Annotated in this window: 27 protein-coding genes; 18 read left to right on the forward strand and 9 right to left on the reverse strand. The window is 67.7% G+C overall.

Features of this window, described 5'->3' with window-relative positions:
* Positions 1-95: 95 nt before the first annotated feature.
* On the reverse strand, positions 96-1,622 hold the full coding sequence (locus tag CRP45_RS22690) for an aldehyde dehydrogenase family protein (protein WP_097246842.1): 1,527 nt from the start codon (positions 1,620-1,622) through the stop codon (positions 96-98).
* 400 nt (positions 1,623-2,022) lie between these two features.
* On the opposite strand from CRP45_RS22690, the gene CRP45_RS22695 reads away from it, so the two are divergent.
* The 3 genes from CRP45_RS22695 to CRP45_RS22705 are packed head-to-tail and all read left to right on the forward strand — an operon-like array spanning position 2,023 to position 4,687.
* Positions 2,023-3,027, forward strand: coding sequence for an ATP-binding cassette domain-containing protein (locus CRP45_RS22695; RefSeq protein ID WP_097246844.1), 1,005 nt, complete (start codon positions 2,023-2,025; stop codon positions 3,025-3,027).
* Positions 3,028-3,029: 2 nt separating this feature from the next.
* A complete protein-coding gene (locus CRP45_RS22700; protein WP_372509804.1) occupies positions 3,030-3,842 on the forward strand; it encodes an ABC transporter permease in 813 nt (270 codons plus the stop codon).
* On the forward strand, positions 3,839-4,687 hold the full coding sequence (locus CRP45_RS22705; RefSeq protein ID WP_097247185.1) for an ABC transporter permease: 849 nt from the start codon (positions 3,839-3,841) through the stop codon (positions 4,685-4,687). The genes CRP45_RS22700 and CRP45_RS22705 overlap by 4 nt, the downstream gene beginning before the upstream one ends.
* Before the next feature lie 168 nt (positions 4,688-4,855).
* On the opposite strand, the gene CRP45_RS22710 is transcribed toward CRP45_RS22705, so the two are convergent.
* On the reverse strand, positions 4,856-6,052 hold the full coding sequence (locus CRP45_RS22710; protein WP_097246847.1) for a lycopene cyclase family protein: 1,197 nt from the start codon (positions 6,050-6,052) through the stop codon (positions 4,856-4,858).
* 172 nt (positions 6,053-6,224) lie between these two features.
* Positions 6,225-6,701 (reverse strand): hotdog fold domain-containing protein, encoded by a 477-nt coding sequence (locus CRP45_RS22715; protein ID WP_097246849.1) that lies wholly within the window; start codon positions 6,699-6,701, stop codon positions 6,225-6,227.
* 535 nt (positions 6,702-7,236) lie between these two features.
* Between CRP45_RS22715 and rpsJ the strand changes: the two genes are divergently transcribed.
* The 12 genes from rpsJ to CRP45_RS22775 all read left to right on the forward strand — a co-directional run bounded on the left by rpsJ (position 7,237) and on the right by CRP45_RS22775 (position 13,497).
* Positions 7,237-7,542 (forward strand): 30S ribosomal protein S10, encoded by a 306-nt coding sequence (gene rpsJ / locus CRP45_RS22720; protein ID WP_003938093.1) that lies wholly within the window; start codon positions 7,237-7,239, stop codon positions 7,540-7,542.
* Positions 7,543-7,556: 14 nt separating this feature from the next.
* Positions 7,557-8,222, forward strand: coding sequence for a 50S ribosomal protein L3 (gene rplC, locus CRP45_RS22725; protein ID WP_067785350.1), 666 nt, complete (start codon positions 7,557-7,559; stop codon positions 8,220-8,222).
* Entirely contained in the window at positions 8,219-8,893 is a 675-nt protein-coding gene (rplD, locus tag CRP45_RS22730) for a 50S ribosomal protein L4 (RefSeq protein WP_067785348.1), read from the forward strand. The genes rplC and rplD overlap by 4 nt, the downstream gene beginning before the upstream one ends.
* Positions 8,890-9,195 carry a 50S ribosomal protein L23 gene (rplW, locus tag CRP45_RS22735; protein ID WP_011207266.1) on the forward strand — a complete coding sequence of 102 codons (306 nt, stop codon included), beginning with the start codon at positions 8,890-8,892 and terminating at the stop codon, positions 9,193-9,195. Before rplD ends, rplW begins: the two co-directional genes overlap by 4 nt.
* Positions 9,196-9,228: 33 nt before the next feature.
* On the forward strand, positions 9,229-10,065 hold the full coding sequence (gene rplB / locus CRP45_RS22740; RefSeq protein WP_067785345.1) for a 50S ribosomal protein L2: 837 nt from the start codon (positions 9,229-9,231) through the stop codon (positions 10,063-10,065).
* A gap of 15 nt (positions 10,066-10,080) precedes the next feature.
* On the forward strand, positions 10,081-10,362 hold the full coding sequence (rpsS, locus tag CRP45_RS22745) for a 30S ribosomal protein S19 (RefSeq protein ID WP_067785343.1): 282 nt from the start codon (positions 10,081-10,083) through the stop codon (positions 10,360-10,362).
* Complete coding sequence (gene rplV, locus CRP45_RS22750) at positions 10,359-10,757, forward strand: 50S ribosomal protein L22 (RefSeq protein WP_062983231.1); 399 nt, start codon at positions 10,359-10,361, stop codon at positions 10,755-10,757. The genes rpsS and rplV overlap by 4 nt, the downstream gene beginning before the upstream one ends.
* On the forward strand, positions 10,758-11,561 hold the full coding sequence (rpsC, locus tag CRP45_RS22755; RefSeq protein WP_067785337.1) for a 30S ribosomal protein S3: 804 nt from the start codon (positions 10,758-10,760) through the stop codon (positions 11,559-11,561).
* A 3-nt stretch (positions 11,562-11,564) separates the two neighbouring features.
* Positions 11,565-11,981, forward strand: coding sequence for a 50S ribosomal protein L16 (gene rplP, locus CRP45_RS22760; RefSeq protein ID WP_067785334.1), 417 nt, complete (start codon positions 11,565-11,567; stop codon positions 11,979-11,981).
* Entirely contained in the window at positions 11,981-12,220 is a 240-nt protein-coding gene (gene rpmC / locus CRP45_RS22765) for a 50S ribosomal protein L29 (RefSeq protein ID WP_011207272.1), read from the forward strand. The genes rplP and rpmC overlap by 1 nt, the downstream gene beginning before the upstream one ends.
* Positions 12,217-12,486: a 30S ribosomal protein S17 gene (rpsQ, locus tag CRP45_RS22770; protein WP_067785331.1), complete on the forward strand. Its 270-nt coding sequence runs from the start codon at positions 12,217-12,219 to the stop codon at positions 12,484-12,486. The genes rpmC and rpsQ overlap by 4 nt, the downstream gene beginning before the upstream one ends.
* Before the next feature lie 216 nt (positions 12,487-12,702).
* Positions 12,703-13,497: a phosphatase gene (locus tag CRP45_RS22775; RefSeq protein WP_067785328.1), complete on the forward strand. Its 795-nt coding sequence runs from the start codon at positions 12,703-12,705 to the stop codon at positions 13,495-13,497.
* Here CRP45_RS22775 and CRP45_RS22780 read toward each other — a convergent pair.
* Positions 13,494-14,051, reverse strand: coding sequence for a YcxB family protein (locus tag CRP45_RS22780; RefSeq protein WP_143861523.1), 558 nt, complete (start codon positions 14,049-14,051; stop codon positions 13,494-13,496). The genes CRP45_RS22775 and CRP45_RS22780 overlap by 4 nt on opposite strands.
* A gap of 271 nt (positions 14,052-14,322) precedes the next feature.
* Between CRP45_RS22780 and CRP45_RS22785 the strand changes: the two genes are divergently transcribed.
* Both CRP45_RS22785 and CRP45_RS22790 read left to right on the forward strand, forming a co-directional pair.
* Positions 14,323-14,754 carry an EXLDI protein gene (locus CRP45_RS22785; protein WP_067785322.1) on the forward strand — a complete coding sequence of 144 codons (432 nt, stop codon included), beginning with the start codon at positions 14,323-14,325 and terminating at the stop codon, positions 14,752-14,754.
* 31 nt (positions 14,755-14,785) lie between these two features.
* A complete protein-coding gene (locus tag CRP45_RS22790) occupies positions 14,786-16,975 on the forward strand; it encodes an MMPL family transporter (protein WP_097246853.1) in 2,190 nt (729 codons plus the stop codon).
* Positions 16,976-17,039: 64 nt separating this feature from the next.
* Here the strand turns inward: CRP45_RS22790 and CRP45_RS22795 are convergent, their stop codons facing one another.
* The 3 genes from CRP45_RS22795 to CRP45_RS22805 all read right to left on the reverse strand — a co-directional run bounded on the left by CRP45_RS22795 (position 17,040) and on the right by CRP45_RS22805 (position 21,688).
* Entirely contained in the window at positions 17,040-19,448 is a 2,409-nt protein-coding gene (locus CRP45_RS22795; RefSeq protein WP_097246855.1) for a hypothetical protein, read from the reverse strand.
* Positions 19,449-19,600: 152 nt separating this feature from the next.
* The gene (locus CRP45_RS22800) at positions 19,601-20,821 is read right to left on the reverse strand and encodes an NAD(P)/FAD-dependent oxidoreductase (RefSeq protein ID WP_097246856.1); all 1,221 of its coding nucleotides are present in this window, start codon (positions 20,819-20,821) and stop codon (positions 19,601-19,603) included.
* 123 nt (positions 20,822-20,944) lie between these two features.
* The gene (locus CRP45_RS22805) at positions 20,945-21,688 is read right to left on the reverse strand and encodes a CPBP family intramembrane glutamic endopeptidase (RefSeq protein ID WP_097246858.1); all 744 of its coding nucleotides are present in this window, start codon (positions 21,686-21,688) and stop codon (positions 20,945-20,947) included.
* Positions 21,689-21,903: 215 nt separating this feature from the next.
* On the opposite strand from CRP45_RS22805, the gene CRP45_RS22810 reads away from it, so the two are divergent.
* A complete protein-coding gene (locus tag CRP45_RS22810; protein ID WP_097246859.1) occupies positions 21,904-22,311 on the forward strand; it encodes a hypothetical protein in 408 nt (135 codons plus the stop codon).
* Between the two features lie 87 nt (positions 22,312-22,398).
* On the opposite strand, the gene CRP45_RS22815 is transcribed toward CRP45_RS22810, so the two are convergent.
* Both CRP45_RS22815 and CRP45_RS22820 read right to left on the reverse strand, forming a co-directional pair.
* Positions 22,399-23,328 (reverse strand): RluA family pseudouridine synthase, encoded by a 930-nt coding sequence (locus CRP45_RS22815; protein WP_067785303.1) that lies wholly within the window; start codon positions 23,326-23,328, stop codon positions 22,399-22,401.
* A 249-nt stretch (positions 23,329-23,577) separates the two neighbouring features.
* A complete protein-coding gene (locus CRP45_RS22820; protein ID WP_097246861.1) occupies positions 23,578-24,021 on the reverse strand; it encodes a TIGR03667 family PPOX class F420-dependent oxidoreductase in 444 nt (147 codons plus the stop codon).
* Between the last annotated feature and the right edge of the window lie 180 nt (positions 24,022-24,201).

Genomic DNA, 24,201 nt, shown 5'->3' on the forward strand with positions numbered 1-24,201 from the left:
GGCGCTGATGGAAGCGGTTCCACTCGGCTGAGGCTGGCCGCCGTCGCGACACCGGTGTCCCGCCACCGATCGGCGGCGGGACCGTCCAGTCGGCGCTAGACCCGGTGGCCGTGGCGTAGCCGGAACATCGCCTTGGCCATCCGTAGGTGGCGTGGGTGCCGGTCGAAGGTGGCCAGGTTCATCGGCGCGCGGTAGCGCTTGCGCGCGACGGCCAGCGTTCTGCTGAACTCGCGCAGCCCGTGGTCGCCGTGGCTGTGGCCCTGGCCGTATTCGCCGACGCCGCCGACGGGCAGCGCGGGGATGCCGAGGTGGGCGGTGGTCGAATTGATCGTCACCACGCCGACGCGCAGCGTCTCCGCGAAGGACTCCACGCTGTGCACGTCCCTGGTGAACATCGAGACCGCGACACCGTTGCCGGTGGCGTTGATCCGCTTGGCTGCCTCCTCGATGTTCGGCACCCGGTTCACGATGAGCACCGGTCCGATCGCCTCACCGGTGACCGCGATGCTCTCCTCCGGCACCTCGGCGAGCACGATCGGCTCGACGTACGGCTCGCGGATCGAATCCAGTCCGCCGACCACCGCGCGACCACCCCTGGCGAGCGCGTCGCGCACCTGCTTGCGCACCACGTCGACCTGGGCTTCCAGGATCATCGGACCGTAGGACGCGCGCTTGTCCGCGCCAGGGCGCAGCCGCCGGGCCTGCTCGACCACCAGCTCGAGGAAGTTGTCGTACACCGAATCGGCCACGTAGGCCCGCTGCAAGCCGGAGGGATTCTGACCAGCGTTGGCCATCGCCCCGAACACCGCGGCCTCGGCGGCCTCGTCGAGCTTGGCGTCGACGTGCACCACCATCGCGCCCTTGCCGCCGCGCTCGACCACGACCGGCGTCATGGTCTGGGCGCACAGCGAGATCACTTCCCGCGCACCCGCTTCCGAGCCCGCGTAGGCGATCTTGTCCAGCTTGGCCCGGCACAGCGCGGCCGACGTGCCGCCGTCCCCGGTCACCACCTGGAGCACCGGCTGGCTCGGGGCCAGGTCGGCCCAGCTCTCGGCCAGCCACACCCCGACGCCGGTGGTCAGCTCGTGCGGCTTGAACACCACCGCGTTGCCCGCCGCCATGGCGTAGGCGATCGAGCTCATCGGCGTGAAGACCGGGTTGTTCCACGGTCCGAGCACCCCGACGACGCCGAGCGGCAGATAACCCACCGAACCCTGTTGATTGCGGCTGAGCCAACTCGAACCGATCCTGCGCCGCCGCAGCGCGCGAGAAGCGTTGCGCGCGGCCCAATCCAGATTCTCGATCGCCAGCATCACCTCGATCGCGGCGTCCGCCTCGGGTTTTCCGGTCTCCTGGGAGACCAGTTCCACCAATTCGCTTGCCCGCCTTGCGATGCTGCGTTTCCAGTCGAGCAGCCAGCGTTTGCGGCCACTGAAACCCAAATCGGCCCACCATTTTTCGGCGGCGCGTGCGGCGCGCACGGTGCGATGGAGCTCGCCGCCGCCCATCACCGCGTAGTTCCCGACTACCTCCCCGGTGCGCGGATCATGGGAAATCAGCACGTTCGATCGGCCCGTTCCTCCCGGATGCGCTGCCAAACGTGGCTGCGCGGACTCGGCCATGGTCACCTCTTCGCAGTCTCGACCCGCGTTGCTCCCACCCGAATCGAGCCGACCCCTGACGGACCGGCTCCCAGCGCGGTCCCGCCACAGACGAGTGAGTGCGTGTATGCCCCCGTTCAGCAGACTATGGTCGGGCGGCCCCGGCCGACAAGGCTGCGGCACCGCCCCTTCGCTGCCCTTGCCACGCCTCGACCAGCGTCGATCCGGCGTGGCGTGCGCGCGAGGCGTCAAATGTGATGAAGGACACACTTATCCGGGTCCGCGAGTGGGTACTGCGCGGTAGTCGTTCCGGGATGCGCGATGCCGGTAACATCACGCCAGGCGGCAGGGATCACCACCCCGACGCATTCGTGTGCGTCCGGCGATCGGATCGCCGCCCCCGGCCGATAGTGGAGAGTTGATGCCGAGCTTGAACCAAGCAGAATCGCCGGCACGTCCATCGAAAGCGACGGAGCAGGAGCCTTCCGTTCGCGTCGAGGACGTCCGCAAGTCGTTCGGCGACGTGCACGCACTGCAAGGCATCAGCTTCACCGCCGAGAAGGCGAGTGTGCTCGGCATCCTCGGCCCCAACGGCGCGGGCAAGACCACCACGGTCAAGATCCTCTCCACGCTGCTGCGTCCCGACTCGGGCACCGCCGTCGTCGCGGGCCACGATGTGCGCGAGGACCCGGCGGCCGTGCGGCGCTCGATCATGATGACCGGGCAGTACGCCGCGCTGGACGAGAACCTCTCCGGCCGCGAGAACCTCGAACTGTTCGGCAGGCTGATGGGCCTGGGCAGGTCCGCCGCCCGCAAGCGCGCCGACACCCTGCTCGAGGAGTTCGACCTGGTGAGCGCGGGCAAGCGCGCGGTGCGCCAGTACTCCGGCGGCATGCGGCGCCGGGTGGACATCGCCTGCGGTCTCGTCGTGCGTCCGGAGGTGGTGTTCCTCGACGAGCCGACCACCGGCCTGGATCCGCGCAGCCGCCAAGGCGTCTGGGACCTGGTGAACGTGCTCAAGGACCAGGGCATCACGGTGCTGCTGACCACGCAGTACCTCGAGGAAGCCGACGTGCTCAGCGACAACATCATCGTCATCGACAAGGGCACGGTGATCGCCGAGGGCACCGCCGAGGAACTCAAGGAGAAGACCGGCGGAAGCTACTGCGAGGTGGTCCCGCTCGACCCGAAGCAGGTGCTGACCGCCGCGTACGCGCTCGGCGACCTGGTGCCCCCCGCCGTCATGGCCGAACTCGACGGCAGCGACCGGCTCTCGTTCCCGGCCCCGCACGGCGCGACCACCCTGTCGGAGGCGCTGCGCAGGCTCGACAGCGCGGGGGTCACGCTGGCCGACATCGCGTTGCGCAGGCCCTCGCTCGATGACGTCTTCCTCTCCCTCACCGGCCATTCGGGCGGTCACTCGTGACCGTGAGCGCCACCGACCCGGCCGCCGAGGCCGAACTCTTCGCCGAGCTACCCGTTGCCCGGCCGTCGTCCTTCGCGCAGTGGCGGGCGCTGACCGGTCGCGTGGTGAAGACCATGGCTACCAAGGGCGAGCTGATCGTCGCCTTCGTGACGCCGCTGGTGTTCACCCTCGGCTTCTACCTGCCGCTGCGCTTCGTGATGAAGCTCCAGGGCATCGACTACGCGCAGTTCGTGATGCCGATTATCGTGTTGCAGACCATGGCGTTCACCATGCTCTCCAACGCGCAGCTCGCCGCGTTCGAGGCGAGGACCGGCCTCAGCAGCCGCCTACAGACCATGCCGATCGGCACCCTCGTTCCGTTCACCTCACGGATCTGCGCGGGCCTCGTCCGCTCGGTCACCTCGCTGACCGGCGCCATTCTGTTCGGGTACCTGATCGGCTTCGAATTCAGCGCCGGATTCGGCCAGGCCGTGCTGTTCTGCGCGTTCTCCCTGGCCATCGGGACCGTGCTCGCCATCGGCGCCGACGGTCTCGGCAGCCTCACCAAGAGTCCGGAGCAACTCAGTCAGGCGCTGACCCTGCCGACGCTGATCTTCGGCATGCTGTCCTGCGGCTTCGTGCCGGAGAACAGCTTCCCTGAGTGGATCCAGCCGTTCGTGCGCAACCAGCCCATCTCGCAGTTCTCCTTCGCGCTGCGCGACATGGCGGGCGACGGGGTGAGCTGGGGCGTGCTGTGGGTGCCGCTGCTGTGGCTGATCGGGTTGACGGTGGTGTTCACCCCGTTCGCGGTGTGGGCGAGTGTGAGGCGGTCATGACGGTGACGACGGAGTCCGACGAGAAGGGCACGGAGTTCGCGCCGCTGCCGACGGTGACGCCACGCTCGGAGCGGGCGATCGGCACCTGGGCGCAGCACAGCCTGTTGCAGTGCAAGCGACTGCTGATGGGGTGGATGCGCGATCCAGCGACCACCATTCAGACGCTGATCTACCCGGCGCTCACCCTGCTGATGTTCGACGTCGTGCTCGGCGGGACCATCACCAGGAACACCGGAATGGACGCCATCTACGGCCAGGTCCCGCTGATCACCCTGGTGGCGGCCATGTCCGGCGCGGTGGTGAGCGCGCTCGGTTTCAAGGTGGAAAAAGCAACCGGACTACTGAGCCGGTTCTGGACCATGCCGATGAACCGGGCGGCGAGCCTGACCGGACGGCTGCTCGCCGAGGCGGTGCGCGTCCTGATCACCACGCTGTTCGTGATCGCGGTGGGCATGACGCTCGGCTTCCGTTTCGGCCAGGGGCCGCTCGCCGCGGTGGCGCTGATCTGCATCCCGGTGCTGTTCGGCATCGGCTTCGCGGTGCTGTGCACGGCGCTCGCGACGCTCACCGAGGGCGTGCTGCTGGTCAGCCTGATCACGATCGTCAACACGCTGCTGATGTTCTTCAACACCGGTTTCGTCCCGGTGTTCGCCTACCCGACCTGGTTGCAGGACGTGGTCGGCAATCAGCCGATGAGCACCGCCATCGATGCCATGCGCGGGCTGTCGGCCGGCGGGCCGGTCGCGGAGCCGCTGTTGAAGACGATCGCGTGGACGGTCGGGATGGTCGTCGTGTTCGCGCTGCCCGCGATTCGCGGTTACCGGCGGGCAGCCGAGACCGCTTGACGGAGAACGGGTTCGTTCGACCGATCGATGCGGCGTGCCCGTGGTGCGCGGGCACCCGGCGTGCGGCGTGCGGCGTGCGGCGAGAGCGAGCGGTGATCGGCGCGCTGCACTGGGTCCGGGGCGGGCGCGAGGACAAGCGGCGCACGGAACTCGGGTCCGATCCCGCCGCTAGTCGACTTCGGTGATCATCGGCTCGCGCGGCCTTGTGAAGTCGTAACCCACCCAGCGGTTGCGGTTCGTCCAGCCGACCAGGTCGTAGCGCCAGCGGAACGGCCAGGTGTGCGCGACGGTGTTGAACAGCACCGCGCCGAGCGCGGCGTAGTCGTCGTGCGCGGTGAGCAGCGCGCGCTGGCCGCGTGCGGACTCGGTGAAGAACGCCTCGAACATGGCGATCGACTGGTCGGTGGTCAGCCTGCCGAGCCCCCACAGTCCGCGCATGCGCATCCAGTAGACCAGTCGCGCCCGCCACGGCCACAGCGCCTCGACAGGGTCGCGGCCCTCGGTCAGCGCCGTGACCGCGGTGTCGACCAGGGCGAGCGAATCGGCGACGCTGTAGCCGGTGCACGGATGCATCATGCCGCCGCGCGATCCGAACGGAATCGCCCGCGCGACGCCCTTTTTCGGCGGCGGCTGATCGAGCGGGTAGTGCGCGGCCTCGCTCGGTTCCGTCCCGGTGAGCCGAATGCCGTGGGCGGCAAGCCGGTTCAGCGTCCGCTCGCGGAGCACGTGCTGCGGCATGCCGCCGCGCAGGCCGAGGCTGGTCTCCTCGAAGATCACCGTGCCGTCGCCGATCGGCACCGCGTAGAGGAACGACGGCGGCGCGTCCTGGCCCGCGCCGTTCTCCGGACGCCAGTCCAGCAGCAGCCCCTCGCCCTCGCCGACCATCGGCGCCGCCGTCTCCGCGTCGACGAAGATGCCGTGCGCGCTGGCCGCCCTGCGCTGCCCGAGCGCGGGCAGGCCGCGGGTGTCGAACACCGTGTCGGCCCGCAGCACCCTGCCGTCGGCCAGTTCCACTTCGTGCGCGTCGACGCGAGTGGCGCGGGCGGCGATCACCTCCGCGTCGTCGAGCGAAAGCGCGTCGTACAGACCCTGCTTGGACAGCACGCAGTACGGCCGCGGGATGCGGTGCTCGGTCTTGGTCCACACCGTCGGCGCTTCGATGCGGGCCCCGATCGCACTGGGCGGCAACCACTCCGGGAGTTCGTCGACCCAGCAGGAGTAGGTGGGCGGCCAGAGGCGTTCCGGCCGCGGGTCGATCGCGATCACCCGCAGCCCGGCCCGCATCGCCCGGTGGGCAAGCGCCCGTCCGGTCGGACCGAGCCCGACTACGCACAGATCGGCCGCTCGGACCGCACCGCCACTCATATCCGCATTCAATCCGCTGCCGCCGCCGCAGTGCAACACGCCCGGGTTACGCGCCGCCCGGCACTGTCCAGTGGGCGCCGCGAGCATTGATGCGAACCGCCCGGCCCGCACTGCCGACCACCTCGGGGCGAGTCTTACGAGCGCCGCGAACACGCGCGCGCCAGCGCGCCGATCAACACGGCGTGACCCAGGTCGTGATGTCGGCGTGCACGACCTCGCGCCCGTGCTTGTCGTAGATCGACACCGGCACCACCAGGTCCCGCCCCTCGGTGATCGCCGCGAAGTCCGGGATCTCGGGCAGCTTCGCCACCGCGCGCAGTCCTGTCTCGGCCTTGGCCAGGTACTGCACGTTCATCGCCTTGGGAATCCAGCGGTGCGTGGTCGGCACCGTGGCCTCGCTCAGCATGCCCATCGCCACCTCGGCCAGGTTGCACGCCGCGATGGCGTGGAAGGTGCCCAGGTGATTGTGGATGCCGAACCACTTCGGCGAGGTCACCTCGCACAGCCCAGGCTCCAGCCGCACCACGCTGGGCAGCACCGTGCCGAAGTACGGCACCCTGGCCACCATCCCCAGCGAGAACAGCGCGTGCCCCAGCCGGTTGTCCGGCAGCTTCTTCCACCCGCGCAGCGTCGCGGTCTCTTTACTCATGCCCGCTACCTTACTCAAAAGTAAGTTCCCGTCACAGGCGTTCTTCGCAGAGTCTCCACACGCCTCGCAGGCCCTGTAACGCTCTGCGAAGCGTGCGAAAGACCTGCGAAGTCGGGGGCCGCGCGGGGGTGATCGGGGTGACAGTGGGGGCGATTTGAAGTGGGTTGGGGGTCTCGGGCATACTGTTCGGGTTGCCTTGCACGGGGTCGTGCCTGTTTCGGTTGAAATGGGGCGTGATCGGCGAGGCGAGCAGTACCCAATCGTGTGCTTCACCGGTTCCCGGTGTGAGTACGTCCGGGACGTTGTTCCGAGCCTGAGATGAAGTTTTCGATCCGGGCCGAGGAATAAGCGGGAAGGCGACACGCCCGACCGCGTGGACCGGAGAACCATGACAGATGAACAGCGGCGAGGATCGGGCGTGCCCGGTCGTGGTCTCCACTGAGACGTCTTCGTGTGTTCGGGCTGTGCAAATTGAGGGTGGTGCGGAAGCCCGGCTTCCGGATCACGAAGGAAAGCGGAGAAAAGGACACTTAGCGTGGCGGGACAAAAGATCCGCATCAGGCTCAAGGCCTATGACCACGAGGCGATCGATGCGTCTGCGCGCAAGATCGTGGAGACGGTGACCCGCACTGGGGCCCGCGTGGTCGGCCCGGTGCCGTTGCCGACCGAGAAGAACGTGTACTGCGTCATCCGTTCGCCGCACAAGTACAAGGACTCGCGCGAACACTTCGAGATGCGTACGCACAAGCGCCTCATCGACATCCTCGACCCGACGCCGAAGACGGTCGACGCGCTCATGCGCATCGACCTGCCGGCCAGCGTCGACGTCAACATTCAGTGACGGGGACTCGAGACATGACTGACAACAAGAACCGGCCCGCGGCCGGCATCCTGGGCACCAAGCTCGGCATGACCCAGGTCTTCGACGAGAAGAACCGCGTCGTTCCGGTCACCGTCGTCAAGGCGGGCCCGAACGTGGTCACCCAGATCCGCACGGTGGAGCGCGACGGCTACAGCGCCGTCCAGGTCGCCTTCGGCGCGATCGACCCGCGCAAGGTGAACAAGCCGACCTCCGGCCAGTTCGCCAAGGCCGGCGTCACCCCGCGCCGCCACGTCGCCGAGATCCGGGTCGCGGACGCCTCCACCTTCGAGGTCGGCCAGGAGATCAACGCCGACGTGTTCGAAGAGGGCGCCTACGTCGACGTCACCGGCACCAGCAAGGGCAAGGGCTTCGCGGGCACCATGAAGCGCCACGGTTTCCGTGGTCAGGGTGCCTCGCACGGTGCGCAGGCCGTGCACCGCCGCCCGGGTTCCATCGGTGGCTGCGCCACCCCCGGCCGCGTGTTCAAGGGCATGCGCATGTCGGGTCGGATGGGTAACGACCGCGTCACCACCCAGAACCTCTCGGTTCACAAGGTGGACGCCGAGAACGGCCTGCTCCTGATCAAGGGTGCGATCCCGGGTCGCAAGGGCGGCGTCGTGATCGTCAAGAGCGCCGTGAAGGGTGGTGCGCACGCATGACCAGCCTCGAAAAGAAGGCCAACCTGACGCTGCCGGTCAAGGAGATCGGTGGCAAGACCAACGGCACCGTCGACCTCCCCGCGGAGATCTTCGACGTGACCGCCAACATCGCGCTGATGCACCAGGTCGTCGTCGCGCAGCTGGCCGCGGCCCGCCAGGGCACCCACGCGACCAAGACTCGCGGCGAGGTCTCCGGTGGTGGCAAGAAGCCGTACCGCCAGAAGGGCACCGGTCGCGCCCGCCAGGGTTCGACCCGCGCGCCGCAGTTCGCGGGCGGTGGCACCGTGCACGGCCCGCAGCCGCGCGACTACAGCCAGCGCACCCCGAAGAAGATGAAGGCCGCCGCCCTGCGTGGCGCCCTGTCGGACCGGGCTCGCAACGAGCGCATCCACGTGATCACCGAACTGGTCGCGGGTCAGACCCCGTCGACCAAGACCGCCAAGACCTTCCTGGCCGAGCTGTCGGACCGCAAGAAGTTCCTGGTCGTCGTCGGCCGCGAGGACATCGCCGCGTGGAAGAGCGTGGCGAACCTGCAGAACGTGCAGCCGATCGCCCCGGATCAGCTCAACACCTACGACGTCCTCAACAGCGACGACGTGGTGTTCAGCGTCGAGGCCCTGAACGCCTTCGTTCACGGTCCCGCCGAGGCGGCACAGGAGGAGAGCAAGTGACCACCATCGCCGACCCCCGCGACATCCTGCTGGCGCCGGTCATCTCGGAGAAGTCCTACGGACTGATCGAGGAAGGCACCTACACCTTCCTGGTGCACCCGGACTCCAACAAGACGCAGATCAAGATCGCCGTCGAGAAGGTCTTCGGTGTGAAGGTCACCAGCGTCAACACCGCCAACCGTCAGGGCAAGCGCAAGCGGACCCGCTTCGGTTACGGCAAGCGCAAGAACACCAAGCGCGCGCTCGTGACCATCTCGGCCGACAGCAAGCCCATCGAGATCTTCGGAGGCCCGGTCGCGTAAGCGAGCGGGAATCCAGAAAGCAGAGAAGAACTCATGGCAATTCGCAAGTACAAGCCGACAACGCCGGGCCGTCGTGGCTCCAGCGTCTCGGACTTCGCCGAGATCACCCGGTCCACCCCGGAGAAGTCGCTGCTTCGTCCGCTGACCAAGACCGGTGGTCGTAACGCGCACGGCCGCATCACGACTCGCCACCGCGGTGGCGGTCACAAGCGTGCCTACCGTCTGATCGACTTCCGTCGCCTGGACAAGGACGGCATCCCCGCCAAGGTCGCGCACATCGAGTACGACCCGAACCGGACCGCCAACATCGCGCTGCTCCACTACGTGGACGGCGAGAAGCGCTACATCATCGCGCCGAAGGGTATCCAGCAGGGCACCCCGATCGAGTCCGGCCCGACGGCCGACATCAAGCCGGGCAACAACCTGCCGCTGCGCAACATCCCGACCGGTACCACCATCCACGCGGTGGAGCTGCGTCCTGGCGGCGGCGCCAAGCTGGCCCGTTCCGCGGGCATGAGCATCCAGCTGCTCGGTAAGGAAGGCCCCTACGCCACGCTGCGTATGCCCTCCGGTGAAATCCGTCGCGTCGACGTGCGCTGCCGCGCCACCGTCGGCGAGGTCGGCAACGCCGAGCAGTCGAACATCAACTGGGGCAAGGCCGGCCGCATGCGCTGGAAGGGTCGTCGTCCCACGGTCCGTGGTGTCGTCATGAACCCCGTCGACCACCCGCACGGTGGTGGTGAGGGCAAGACCTCCGGTGGTCGCCACCCGGTCTCGCCGTGGGGTCAGCCGGAAGGCCGCACCCGTAAGCCCAACCGTCCGAGCGACAAGCTCATCGTCCGCCGTCGCAAGACCGGCAAGAAGCGCTGAAGGAGGAGGTAAGAAATGCCACGCAGCCTCAAGAAGGGCCCGTTCGTCGACGACCACCTCCTCGCGAAGGTGGACGTGCAGAACGAGAAGGGCACGAAGCAGGTCATCAAGACCTGGTCGCGTCGTTCGACCATCATCCCGGATTTCATCGGACACACCTTCGCGGTGCACGACGGCCGCAAGCACGTCCCGGTGTTCGTCTCGGAGTCCATGGTCGGACACAAGCTCGGTGAGTTCGCGCCGACCAGGACGTTCAAGAGCCACGTCAAGGAAGACCGGAAGAGCAAGCGGCGATGACGACTGAGACTCAGAACCCCACTGCCCGGGCGACCGCCAAGCACGTGCGCGTCACCCCGATGAAGGCTCGCCGCGTCGTGGACCTGGTCCGCGGCAAGCGGGTCGAGGACGCTCTCGCGATTCTGAAGTTCGCGCCGCAGGCCGCGAGCGAGCCGGTCGCCAAGGTCGTCGCCAGCGCCGCGGCCAACGCCGAGAACAACCTCGGTCTGAACCCGGCCACGCTGGTGATCTCGACGGCCTACGTCGACGAGGGCGCCACCATGAAGCGTTTCCAGCCGCGGGCCCAGGGCCGCGCGTTCCGGATCCGCAAGCGCACCAGCCACATCACCATCGAGGTCGAGAGCGTGCCCACCGCCGGTGCTGCTCGCAGCCGCCGGAAGGGAGGGGCAAAGTAAATGGGACAGAAGATCAACCCCCATGGCTTCCGCCTCGGTATCACCACCGACTGGAAGTCGCGTTGGTACGCGGACAAGCAGTACGCGGACTACGTGAAGGAAGACGTCGCCATCCGTCGGCTGCTGGCCAACGGCATGGAGCGGGCGGGCATCTCGAAGGTCGAGATCGAGCGCACCCGTGACCGCGTGCGGGTGGACATTCACACCGCGCGTCCCGGCATCGTGATCGGCCGCCGCGGTGCGGAAGCCGATCGCATCCGCGCCGAGCTGGAGAAGCTCACCAAGAAGCAGGTTCAGCTGAACATCCTCGAGGTCAAGAACCCCGAGTCGGACGCGCAGCTGGTTGCCCAGGGTGTGGCCGAGCAGCTGTCCAACCGTGTGGCGTTCCGTCGCGCGATGCGCAAGGCCATCCAGTCGGCCATGCGTTCGCCGAACGTCAAGGGCATCCGTGTGCAGTGCTCGGGCCGCCTCGGCGGCGCCGAAATGTCGCGCTCGGAGTTCTACCGTGAGGGTCGGGTGCCGCTGCACACGCTGCGCGCCGACATCGACTACGGCCTCTACGAGGCCAAGACCACCTTCGGTCGCATCGGCGTGAAGGTCTGGATCTACAAGGGCGACATCGTCGGTGGCAAGCGTGAGCTGACCGCCGCGAGTGCTCCGGCAGGCGATCGCGATCGTCCGCGCCGGGAGCGGCCGAGCCGCCCGCGTCGTTCCGGTTCCACCGGCACCACCGCGACCAGCACTGAGGTCGGGCGCGCCGCCACCGCGGTGGCGGACGCCCCGGCAGAGAATCAGGAGGGCTGACGCATGCTGATGCCTCGCAAGGTCAAGCACCGCAAGCAGCACCACCCGAGCCGTTCGGGCATGGCCAAGGGCGGCACGTCGGTGGCCTTCGGTGACTTCGGTATTCAGGCGCTCGAGCCTGCCTACGTCACCAACCGGCAGATCGAGTCGGCGCGTATCGCGATGACTCGCCACATCCGCCGTGGCGGCAAGATCTGGATCAACATCTACCCGGATCGCCCGCTGACCAAGAAGCCGGCCGAGACCCGCATGGGTTCCGGTAAGGGTTCGCCGGAGTGGTGGGTCGCGAACGTCAAGCCCGGCCGCGTGATGTTCGAAATGTCTTACCCGAACGAGGAGATCGCTCGCGAGGCGCTGCGCCGCGCGATGCACAAGCTCCCGATGAAGTGCAGGATCGTGACAAGGGAGGAGCAGTTCTGATGGCTACCGGTACACCGGCCGCAGAGCTCCGCGAGCTCACCGAAGAGGAACTCGTCTCCCGCCTGCGTGAGTCGAAGGAAGAGCTGTTCAACCTGCGCTTCCAGATGGCGACGGGTCAGCTGGACAACAACCGTCGTCTGCGCGTCGTCCGTCACGAGATCGCGCGCATCTACACGGTCATGCGTGAGCGCGAGCTCGGTCTGGCCACCGGACCCGCAGGTAAGGGAGATGCGGCATGAGCGAAAACACTGTGCAGCGCAACCGTCGTAAGGTTCGGATCGGCTACGTCGTTTCGGACAAGATGAACAAGACCATCGTGGTGGAGCTCGAGGACCGGGTGAAGCACCCGCTCTACGGCAAGATCATCCGCACCACGTCGAAGGTCAAGGCCCACGACGAGAACGAGATCGCCGGCATCGGCGACCGCGTTCAGCTGATGGAGACCCGCCCGCTGTCGGCCACCAAGCGCTGGCGTCTGGTCGAGGTCCTGGAGAAGGCGAAGTAATTCGCCCCTCCCGCGGCTCGAGTCTCGAAGGCCCGCTTCCCACCAGGGAAGCGGGCCTTCGCCGTATTCGGGGTGCGGCGCGAAATGCTGGGGTCGTGCGGTGGCGGGGGTGGGGCGGTAGCGTCGGGGGCGGAGATTTCGTGGTCGGCCGAGATGGGTGCCGGGCCGTTCAGGGCGGTGGTGCTTTCGTGGGCTGCGCTGGTTCGAAGGGGTGTAATGGGATTCGAGCGGGTGTCTCGGGGGGAGCTGCGGGAGCATGTGGTGCGCAGTGGGATTGCGGGGGAGGTGGCGACGCCGCGGGAGGGGAACCTGCGGCATTACGGGCGGATGGTGGCCAAGGATCCGGGGTTTCAGTTCGGGTTGCGGTTGCGGGATTGGTCGTTCGACGAGACGTTGGCCATGATGGCGCGGCTGTGCGGGGTGAATCCGAACCCCGGATACACCTGGGGCGTCGACACCATCGATCCTGATCTCACGCTCGACGCGTTGGACGCGATGGGGGAGCGCATCGGCGCCGCGGCCGCCGAGCGCGCGACCGTGCTGCTGGCGACCGGTCATCCAGACACACTGCTCGGCGTGTACCGAGCGATCGAGGATGCGCTGCGCGCCGCCGGATGCACCGTGCTCACACCCGCGGCCGGATGGTCGTACGAGCCGCCGCTCTGGGAGCCCTCCCGGTATCGCGAAATCGCCTACGCTTCGGGCGTCGCCGCACTGGTCGGCGCGGACGGCCGATGGCGGCACACGCACGATCCCGACCCGATGCGCGCGGCGCTCGCCGAACTCGACGGCGAACTGCCGCGGCTGGTCGTCGCCGATCACGGCTGGGCGGGAGCCGCGGGGGAGGCGGGCATCGAGACCGTCGGCTTCGCGGACTGCAACGATCCGGCGCTCTTCGCCGGTCACGACGAAGGCAAGATCGCGGTCACCGTCCCGCTCGACGACGGTCTCGATCCCCTTGTCTACCAGCCGCTTACGGCGTATCTCTTGCAGCGCGCTCGCCTCGCTTAGTCTCGTTTCGTCGCGGCAAGGAGGATCGTCAGGGCGGGGTCGGGGACGAGTTGGCGCGGCATCGCGTAGCGCATACCGAGGCCGAAGTAGAGCACGATGGCGTCGCTGAAGACGATGACCTTCTTGATTCGGGTGTAGGGCACAGTGCTGTGTTCGATCGGGGTCCACAGCTCGAGGAACTCGCCGTGGTAGTGGGCAACGAGATAGGCGCCGGGGAAGCTGTAGCGCTTTTCCATGGAGGACGGGATGGTCGTGCGCAGACCGAGGGTGCAGGCCGCGACGATGAGAGTGGGCACGGTGCAGGCGAGGAGCACGCCGAACCAGCCGATCGGGTAGGTGCCGGGGTCGGACCAGAAGGTGTCGGCGTACCTGCCGATGACGTACGTGCCGATCGATAGGCCGGAGACGAGGACGATCCAGAGCTTGGTGCGCCACACCGTGAGGGTGTTGGCGCGGCCGAGTCGTTGCGCGGTCGTCACGTCCGCGACGTGGTCGGCGGCGACCAGACAGGGACTGCCGGTCGAAGTCGCGTAGGGGTGGTGTGTCGAAATCATCTGGTCCTCCGTATTTCTCGCCGCCGCGACATCCATCGGCCATCACCATCGACCGGCGGGCTTGTGGAGTGGTTAAGACCGGCTTCGAGCGTCGCGGACCACTTGCGTTATACGTATACATCTACTTATAGTGTGTCGGTACCGAGTGCCGAGGAACGCGCACGACATCATCCACAACCGCACAGCATGGGACTACGACGGAGCGAGTGAGGGGTCCGTCGCTAGTTGAGCCATGCCTGTATGCGCATTCACGAATGAGAACGGGGACATCATGACCAACGATCAGCAATCCGCCGAGCCTGCCCCCATCGACATGGACAAGTCCGATGATCTGGAGGAGATCGTGCTGAAGGTCGGGCCGGGTGGCGGGCGCCTCCAGCGCTTCCACGGCCGGCGGCTCGCCGAGGCGCGGCAGATCACCAAGGACGGCGCCGAGGTGGTGCGGGTCTATCGCAGCCGCAAGGGCAAATACGTTGTGCAGCGCCAGTTCACGGACTGGTCGGCCTTCGCGATGTTCACCGACTGGACCAGGGACTGGAAGAAGTGGCGCTCCATGTTCGGCATCGGTAGCCAGGACTGGGGCGATTTCACCGTCACCGTGGTGGATTCGGTGGCGGAATTGCGAGAACTGGTGCCCGACAAGGTCTATCGCACCGTCACCGATATCGCCCAGCACGGCCGTCTCCAAGATCTCGACATCTGAGCCGGATCCCGGCCTACGAAAGGAACACCTAATGTTCGGCCGTCTCGGGCGACTCGTCGTCCATCACCCGTGGAAGGTGATCGGCTTGTGGCTGATCGCCGCCATCGCGGTGGTGGCTTCCGCTCCCGAATTCACCTCGACCACCGACCAATCCAGCTTTCTTCCTTCGCATTACGAGTCCATCAAGGCGATGGAATTGCAGGAGAGAGCATTTCCGCAGAACGCGGCGCCCGCGGCGCTGATCGTCTTCGCCCGCGAGGACGGCGCGCCCCTCACCGAGGAGAACTCGGCGGCGGTGGCGGCTGCGGCGACCGAGCTCAGCGGCGCGAACATCAAGGGCGTCACCGGGATTCAGGCGACGCCGCCCTCGGAGAATCGGCTGATCCAGGTCATCGCCGTGCAGATGACGAAGGTCACCAACCCCTCCGACAAGACCCAGGGCGACGCGGTGAAGAGCCTGCGCGACAGCCTGAAGGAGCAGGTGCGTGACACCGATCTGAAGGCGGGCATCACCGGCGCCGCGGCGCAGACACTCGATCAGACCGAGTCCGGTGAAAAGGGCATGGCCATCATCGGCGTGGCGACGATCGTGCTGATCCTGGTGTTGCTGCTGATCATCTTCCGCAGCCCGGTGATCGCGCTGCTTCCGGTGATCGTGATCGGCGGCGTCTCCAGCATGGTCGGCAGCCTGATCGCCATGGTGAGCAAGGCATTCGACCTGGAGATGGACACCTCGGTCAACTCCATGCTCGTGGTCGTCCTGTTCGGCGTCGGCACCGACTACATCCTCTTCCTGATGTTCCGGTACCGGGAGCGGCTGCGCGCCGGCGAGGATCCCAAGACCGCGATGGTCAGCGCGGTGGCCAGGGTCGGCGAGGCCATCACCTCGGCGGCGGGTGCGGTGATCATCGCCTTCATGGCGCTGACGCTCTCCACCCTCGGCATGTTCCGTTCGCTCGGGCCCGCGCTGGCGATCGCGGTCGCGGTGGCGCTGGTTGCCGGACTCACCCTGGTGCCCGCGATCGTGTCGCTGCTCGGGACGAAGGTGTTCTGGCCGTCGAAGGCGTGGCAGGTCGAGCCGAAGGGCGCGCGGTTCACCGCGATCGGCGCGGCCATGGGGCGGCGGCCCGGCGTGTTCGCCGTCGTCTCCGGCGGCGTGCTGGTGGCGCTGAGCGTCTTCGCCATCGGGTTCAACCCGACCTTCGACCTCGGCTCGGGCTCGACCTCGGACGCGTCCGAATCCGTCGTCTACAACAAGGAATTGCTGAAGGGCATGCCCGCCGGCGCGACCCAGCCGTCGGATGTGCTGCTGCACGCGCCGGACGGGCAGCTGAATCAGGATGAGCTACTGGGTTATCGGTCGGCGCTGGCGCAGGTGCCCGGCGTCGGAGCGGTAGGTGAGCCGCTGCTGTCGGCCGACGGCACCATCGCGAACTTCCAGGTGACCCTGGCGGACGCGCCGGAATCCGATGCCGCGCTCGACACTGTCCGCGGACCGTTGCGCACGGCGGCGCACGACGCGGCACCCGCGGGCACGACGGCAGCGGTCGGTGGAATCTCCGCGGTGTTCGTGGACTTCCAGGACGCGATGAACCGCGACTACGCGATCGTGTTCCCCGTGGCGGCGATCCTGATCATGATCGTGCTCGCGCTCTTGCTGCGCAGCCTGGTCGCGCCGTGGTACCTGATGGCCTCGGTCTTCCTCGGTTTCGCCGCGACGCTCGGCGCCACGGTGCTGGTCTTCCAGAACATCCAGGGCGATTCGGGGTTGATCTTCACGCTGCCGGTGATCATGTACCTGTTCGTCGTCGCGCTCGGCACCGACTACAACATCCTGATGATCGCGCGGCTCCGCGAGGAGACCCGCGAGGGTCGCGATCCGCGCGAGGCAGCGGCGCTGAGCCTGCGGCATACGGGTCCGACGGTCGCGGCGGCGGGCGTCATCCTGGCGGGCACTTTCGCCGCGATGATGTTGGCGGGCAACAGCACGCTCTCGCAGATGGGCTTCGCGATCTCGGTCGGCATCGCCATCGCCGCGTTCGTCATGGCGATGTTCTTCACGCCCGCGGTCACCGCCCTGCTCGGACACCGCGCCTGGTGGCCGGGACACGGTGACCGCAACGGGAAGTCAGGCGGCTCGGAGAGCGTGGATCGCGGAAGCGGCTCGTACTACACGACATCCGCCGATGCCACGCGGGTGGAAGCGGTCTTCGATCGGTAGTCCCGATCCGTGACCCCGAGGGCTGTTCGTCGAAAGTATTCGGCGAACAGCCCTTCAGCGTTGGCTAGCTGTTGGTGGCGTAGGGGCGGCGGACCTTGTGGGCGGAGTCGATGACGCGGGCCACCGCGGAGCTGGAGACGCCCACCTCTTTGGCGATGCCGGTGCCGGACCAGGATTGGTCGGCGAGGGTGAGGATGTCGGCGATCTGCTCGATCGGCAGCTTGGACAGTCCCTGCTCGGCGATGCTGCGGGCGACCATGCGGACCTCGTCTTCGGCGCTGTCCGGTTCCTGGTCGAAGTCGTCCTCGGCGTCCTCCTCGGCGATGGCGCGTTGGGTGGCGAGGATGATCTCGGTGCTGCGGGGGCGCAGGGGTTCCGGCTCGGGTTCCAAAGTGAGTTGTTCGGCGGGAGAGGCCATTTCTCGTCGTGGCGCGTCGGTGTTGTTCGCCTTCGTGCCGGAACCGTTGCGCGCCCGCGGAGTGCGGCGCTCCTCGGGTTCGGTGTATCCCGATTCGTCGGTGTCGGTCGAGGCGGTGAGGGCGGGTGTGTCGTCCGCCATCGCTCGGTACTCGTCGAGCTCGGTTGTCGGGCGGCCACTGCGGGTGGCCTGAAATTCGGCGAGATCGACAGTGTCCGTGGTGCTCACGGAGTCCATTGCTTCCGTAGCGTCCGCGTCGGGATACGAAATGGCTTGGAGGGCGTGCGACCCGGCCCACATCGAGGGCATCGTTTGACCGCTGCCGCTGGCCCTGCCGTTCCCGTTCGCGGTGCCATTGATCGGTCGCAGCCGTGGTTGCGGGTGCGGGACCGCGTGGGCGGCAGCGTGATTGGCGCGTCCGTTGCCCGAACCGTTCCGGCGGGGGGACGGTGGGGCGGCGTCGGAGTCCTCGTCGGTGAGTCCGCCGGTCAGCAGGGACAGCGGGACGGCGTACGAGATGCTCCGCATCCGAGTGTCGGATTCTTCGCTCCCGGTGGGGATCTCGTCCTCGTCGGCATCCGACTCGGCATCGGCTGCGGAAGATCGGGGAGTGTTGTTCACGGACTCGCGGTCGGCCTCGGGCATCGGATCGGTTGCGTTGCTCGCGGAATCGGCTCGGCGGGTCCCGTGCGGCAGCTCGACGTTGCTGTCCGGCGAGGTCGGTATCGCTGCGTCGGTTCGGCGGCTCGGCAGATCTGTGTGACCGTCCGCCGGGGTCGGTATGGTCGCGTCGACCTCTGCGGGTCGGCCCCTTCGGCGGCTCGGCAGATTCATGTCGCTGTCCACCGAGGATCGTACGGTCTCGTCGCTCTCGGCAGACTGGCCGGTTCGGCGGCTGGGGAGTTCGGCGTTGCGGTCCGCCGAGGTCGGTGCAGTCGCGTCGTTTTCGGCCGGTTGACGGGTTCGGTGGCTCGACCATCCGTTGCTGTCCGGCGAGGCCGGTGCGATCTCCTCGCCATCCGCAGGCCGATCGGTTCGACCGCGTACGGATGCGCTGCCCGCGGACGGTGCGGTATCACCGCTCGCTGATTCCGGCCGGGCCTCACCGCCGACCCGGAGCGGATCGGTTACACCTCGCGCCGTACGAGTTTCGGCTGACCCGAAAGAGTCACCCGCCTCGAAAAGGGCACCCGCACCGAACCCATTGGAGCCGAGCGCAAACCCATCCCGCTCCGCGACAGCTCGCCGATGCTCCTCGGCCTGATAAGACCCGCGCAACTTCGGCACCGCGGTGTCGTCGACGATCGGCACGCTGTCGATGAGCTGCGCGTATCGGGCCGCGACCCACGCGTGCAACCAGATCACCACGCCCACCATCGCGGGCGCGATCGCGTACTCCGCGGCCCGGCCGAGATCGCCGGAAGCCAAGTGTGGCCCAGTGTTCAGCGCGATGGTGGTGCCGAGCAGTGCCGCCTCGAAGACGATCACCTTGCCGCGCGGCAGTTCCCGTCCCCAGCGAGCGGCGGTCGTCGCGACCACCATGATGGTGATGATCGGAATCGAGATCATCGCCTCGATGCCGTAGCTGAGCCAGTACAGCGGATCCGACATGTCGCCGCTCGGCACCAGGTTGTGCTGCACATTGACGCCCGCCCACACCATGCCGAGGATGACGACGCCGATCAACGCCCGGGAGGACCATTCGGCGCGGCGGTAGAGCTGGGCGAGTCGCGCGTCCTGGTTGGCGACGCGGCGGCGGGCCGCCAGTGCGCGGCGGTGCCAGCGCGCGTCGTCCTCGTCGGCGCGACGGATGGCGGCCGCGGTGCGCCGGTCGAGCTTCTCGGCGGCGAGCTCGTCCTCCACGGCGCGGCGTCGCTGTGCGCGCCGCTGGGCCCGGATCCATTCGGCGAGTTCGCGTTCCGCCGCGATCTCGGCATCGGAAAGCACCTCGACCAATGCGGTGTCGTGCTGTAACGGCAATTTCCCGCGCGCCGTCGCGACTCGTTGTGCCAGTGCCGCTATCTCGGAATTGCCGGTCGACGGTTCGTCGGGCATCGCGAGCCTTCCCTGGAGCCGATATCGGGCCGATCACTCGGCGTCGACAAGTGTGCTCGAACATATGTGTGAACGCGATGAGACTAAACCGACGACCGCGCGCGGTCAACGCGAACCGTCACCCGCCGAGGTCGACCGGCCGCGCGAATGTGTCAGTCGCACCTGCCCGATGCTCCTTCGGCGGCGGCGAGCGCGTTCGCCTCCGCGAAGAGCTCGGCCGCCGAATCGACTCCGGAATTGATTCGCGCAAACCAATTCATCGCCTCCTGGTCGCCGTGAATCGCGCCGAGGAGGCGTTCCAGGTCCGGCGGCGGGGGCTCGAGGGTTGCCAGCTGCGTAGTGAACTCGTACATCGGTAGAGCCTCGCCGTCGCGGGCGGCCTGGTAATCCGCCATCGCGTCGTCGAAAGAACGGGTGCCGGACAACGATTCGTCCAGTGCCGCGCTGCATCGTTCGGCGTCGCGAAACGCGTCCTGGATGCCCTGGGCGGTGATGAAATCCTTGTTGTAGCCGGCGTCTCCGACCAATGCCCAGCCCGGCCCGTACGGTTTGCGGAAGTAGTTCGGCACGGCGGCGCCGAAGATCCGCTCCACTCTCGTGGCCGCACGAATTCGCTCCGCGAAAGGTGGGGCCAAGTCGAACATGGCCAGGAAGTTGGCTTCCAGATCTCGTTTGTTCGTCTCGAACTCCGCGAACGGCCAACCGCCGACCACGAGGGTCAGATCGTCATTCGTGGGCCAGGCCGCAAATGCCCGGTCCGGCCGAACGTAGGTCTCGAAGCCCCCGTCCATCGGGAGTCCGCTCCAGTACGAGTAGTACCCGCACAGCAGCCGGGGCTTGTCGCGGTATCGGTCGGGCCGCACAGTACTCGCTACCAGCGAGCGCAGACCGTCGGCGCCGACAACAACCGGCGCCCGCTCGGTCACCGTACTGCCCTCGCGGGTGTGGCCACGGATACCTGCCACGTGTTCGCCCTCGAAGACCAGCTCGGTGACGGTGAATGCTTCCCGGATCTCCGCGCCGGACTCGGCGGCGGCTTCGACAAGAAGCCCGTCGAGCACGGTCCGCCGCGGCGCGTAGGAGACCGGGGAGTCGGCCGTCCCCGGCGCCCCCGTGATGGTCAAGACACCGAAATCGAAGGTGTATTCGTCGATCGGCGGGCACCCGGTCCCGATCAGCCGATCGAGCAGGCCCCAGTTGCGCAGTGCCGCAACGCCGGGCGGATGCACCAGGTGCGTCGAGATCGTATCGCTGGGGAACCTCGCCCGATCGACCAGCAATACCCGATATCCCTTGCGGGCCAGCAGCATCGCGGTCGGAGATCCGGCGCACCTGGCGCCGACGACGATCACGTCGTAGCGGTGGTGAGCCATGATCGCCTCGCTCTCGTGCCGTGGCGCTCGTTCCTGATCCGCTGCGTCGATACTGTGCGCTCGCCGAAAGCGCCGATACCCACCCAAGGGTTGGGAAATCCCACTCCTGGCCGACGGGCCCGGTCAGGCCAGGGTCGTGTGCCAGACGAGGGCGGCGGCGAGGGCGCCCGCGCCGTTGACGGACCAGTGCAGGGCGATGGGGGCGAGGAGGCTGCCGCTGCGGCGGCGCAGCCAGGTGAAGACGACGCCCGCTGCGGCGGTGGCCGCGACGGCGAGCAGGATGCCCGCGATCTGGCCGATGAGGCCGCCGCCGAGGAATCCGGTGAGTCCGCGGTTGCTGGTGGTGAGGCCGAAGGACGAGGCGATGTGCCAGAGGCCGAAGAGCAGCGAACCCGCCGCGAACACTCCGCGCGCCCCGTAGACGCGATCGAGGGTGCCGTGCAACACGCCGCGGAAGGCCAGTTCCTCGGGGATGACGGTCTGGAGCGGGATGACGATCATCGACGCGATGAGCGCGCCGGAGATGGTGGCGTACCGATCGGCGAGGAAGAACGGGCGCGTCACCGGCAGCAGCGCACCGATGGCCACGGCCGTGAGGACGATCCCGACGGCGGCCAGCGCGTACAGCGATCCGCGTCGCCAATGCCTGGGCGAGAGCCCGAGTTCGGCCCACCCGAGCCCGCGCCTGCGGACCAGGACGAGCAGCGCGATCGCGGCGATCGGAACGCTGACGAGGTTGGCCCATGCGGTGGTGAAGTGCGCGATCAGGTTGGTGCCCGCCAGGACGACGATGACGACCGCGACATCGATATAGGCATGCAGTTTGCCGCGGGCCTTGGCCGCTTCCTCGAGGTCCGTTCGAAACACCCGGCCCAGTGTAGGGGCGGGTCATGCGGCTCGCCGCCGGTTGAGCGCCTGATCACAGCCGCCGAATCTCCGTCGGAGATCGACTCGGCGGCGCTATCCTGCATCTGAATGACACATGTTTCAGTTTTTTCCGGAAACTGGCCCGTAGGGAACTGGACGGTCGATACAGTCCGCTCATTCGCACCCGTTGTGCGTTTCGAAGAGGAGTTATCCGAATGACTAGAACCCAGAAGCGGGCCGGTCGCCGGCTGGGCGTCGGCCTCACGACGCTGGCCGCGGCGGGCTGCGCGGCGGTACTGACCGCGCCCTACGCGTCCGCGACGGTCGACAACCTCACCGTCTCGTCCAACAACCTCCAGGCGGGATGCACCTACCAGGTCACCGCCAAGGTGAACCACTGGTTCGAGGTCTGGTTCTACGACAACGCGCTGGTCATCGCGGGCAGCCCGGTCAAGCCGGTGAACGGCGAGGCGACCATCCAGTGGAAGCCGAAGAAGTCGGGCACCCACACCCTCGCCGCGCTCCAGGGCCTCGCCTACGAGATCAAGGTGAACGTGGCCGAGCCGACCCTCACCGGCAGCGCCACCTGCGGCGCCGGACCGCTGGCCTGGATGGGGTCATGAGAGCCGCGCTCGCGATGACGTAGCCACCATCGCGGGCGCTCGGGCCGGTCGACATCCCCTGTTCCGTCGACCGGCCCCCTTTCTTTCTCAGCCCGCCCATCCGGCGTGGTCGGTCCACGCTTGCAGGCTTCGGGTCGTCTCGAACCGCCGCGGCTTCCCGCTGACCGGATCGGTGAACTCGAGCGACGCGGCGAGCAGTTGCAGCGGCCTGGTGAAATCGTGCACCGGCTTGTCGGTGAGGACCGGATAGAAATCGTCGCCGAGAATCGGCACGCCGAGGCCGTTCATGTGCAGGCGCAGCTGGTGGGTTCGCCCGGTCAGCGGCCGCAGCCGGTAGCGGCCGAGTCCGGCGCGGTGTTCGAGCAGGTCGACGCGGGTCTCCGCATTGGGCTCGCCCTCGACCTCCTGCGCCGCGAGCACCTGCTTCTCCTTGACGATGCGGCTGCGCACCGTGCGCGGCAGCTCGAGGTCGGGCCGGTAGGGGGCGATCGCCTCGTACTCCTTGCGCACCGCGCGCCGGTGGAACATGGTCTGGTACGCCCCGCGTCGCGCCGGGTTGACGACGAACAGCAGCAGCCCCGCGGTCACCCGATCGAGCCGATGCGCGGGCACGAGATCGGGCAGGCCCAACTCCTCGCGCAGCCGGACGAGCGCCGTCTGCCGAATGTGCTGTCCGCGCGGAATGGTGGCGAGGAAGTGCGGCTTGTCCACCACGAGCAGGTCCTCGTCGCGGTGCACGACGGTGATGTCGAACGGGACGTCGGTCTCGTCGGGGAGGTCGCGGTGGAACCACACGGCGCCGCCGGGAACGTAAGGCGCGTCCGGCGCGATGGGGCCTTCGAGGTCAACGATGCCGCCCGCGTGCAGCAGCTCATCGATGCGTTCCGGCGCGACGCGGGGCAGTCGCTCGACCAGGTGGTCGCGGATCGTCGCCCACTCGCCCGTCTCCGGCAGTCGCAGCCGGGCCGGATCCAAGCCGTACCGCTTGGGCAGCGGCGGCTGCTGCCTTCGTCTCATCGGCGACCACTCTAATCGCCGCTGCTCAGCGGGCCTCGCGCGCCCTGGTCGGGATATTCGGTCCGTGGCACGCCCGCTCGCCCGTCAACCCGGCTACCGCCATTTCTCTCCCGTCGATAGTCGAATGGATTCGACGGTAGTGATATGGCGGCAAGTCGATCTTGTGATGCCGCCATTTGACTCCCGGTCGATTCCCCGGTCGACGGGAGTGCGTCCCGGCCCGGCCTGCGATGGCGGGCCGGGCGCCACTCAGAACCCGCGCAGCCGATCCGGCGTAATCCGGACGGGCACCGAGTATTCCGCGTAGAACTCCTCGGCCGTCATTCCGATTTCGACGTATCCCCCGGCGTACTTCTCGTTGTACGCGGCGATCTCGTCGTCGGACGGCCACTCCTCGACGATCCGCGCGGTCCCGGTGAGCACCACGACGTCGCCGCCGGACTCGGTGCTGTTGAGGTTCAGCGAGACGCGCGGATTGCGGGCGATATTGCGCACCTTCGCCTTGTCCCGCTGGCTGAACAGCAGGAACTCGCCGTCGCGCCACTGGAACCAGACGGGGTTGGGCTGCGGCGTGCCGGACGGGCCGACGGTGGTGAGCCAGATGACGGATTCGCGGCCGAGGCGTTCGGCGACCTTTGCGCCGAACTCGGTGCCGGTGTCGACGACGGAATGATCGGAAGTCTGTGCGGTCATGCCCTGCACAACGCCGCCGAACCGGGCACGATTCCGGTCGGCGGGATCCGGCCACCATCAGGCCTCGGCACGTTCGCCGAGCACCATGCGCCGTGCCTGGAGTCCGGCCATCCGAAGGCGGGGAAAGTTAGCCTTACCTATCTTCCTGTGTGATGATGGGGCGGATTTCCGGCGAGATGC

The organism is Nocardia amikacinitolerans (genome assembly GCF_900215415.1).
Taxonomy (GTDB): Bacteria; Actinomycetota; Actinomycetes; order Mycobacteriales; family Mycobacteriaceae; genus Nocardia; species Nocardia amikacinitolerans.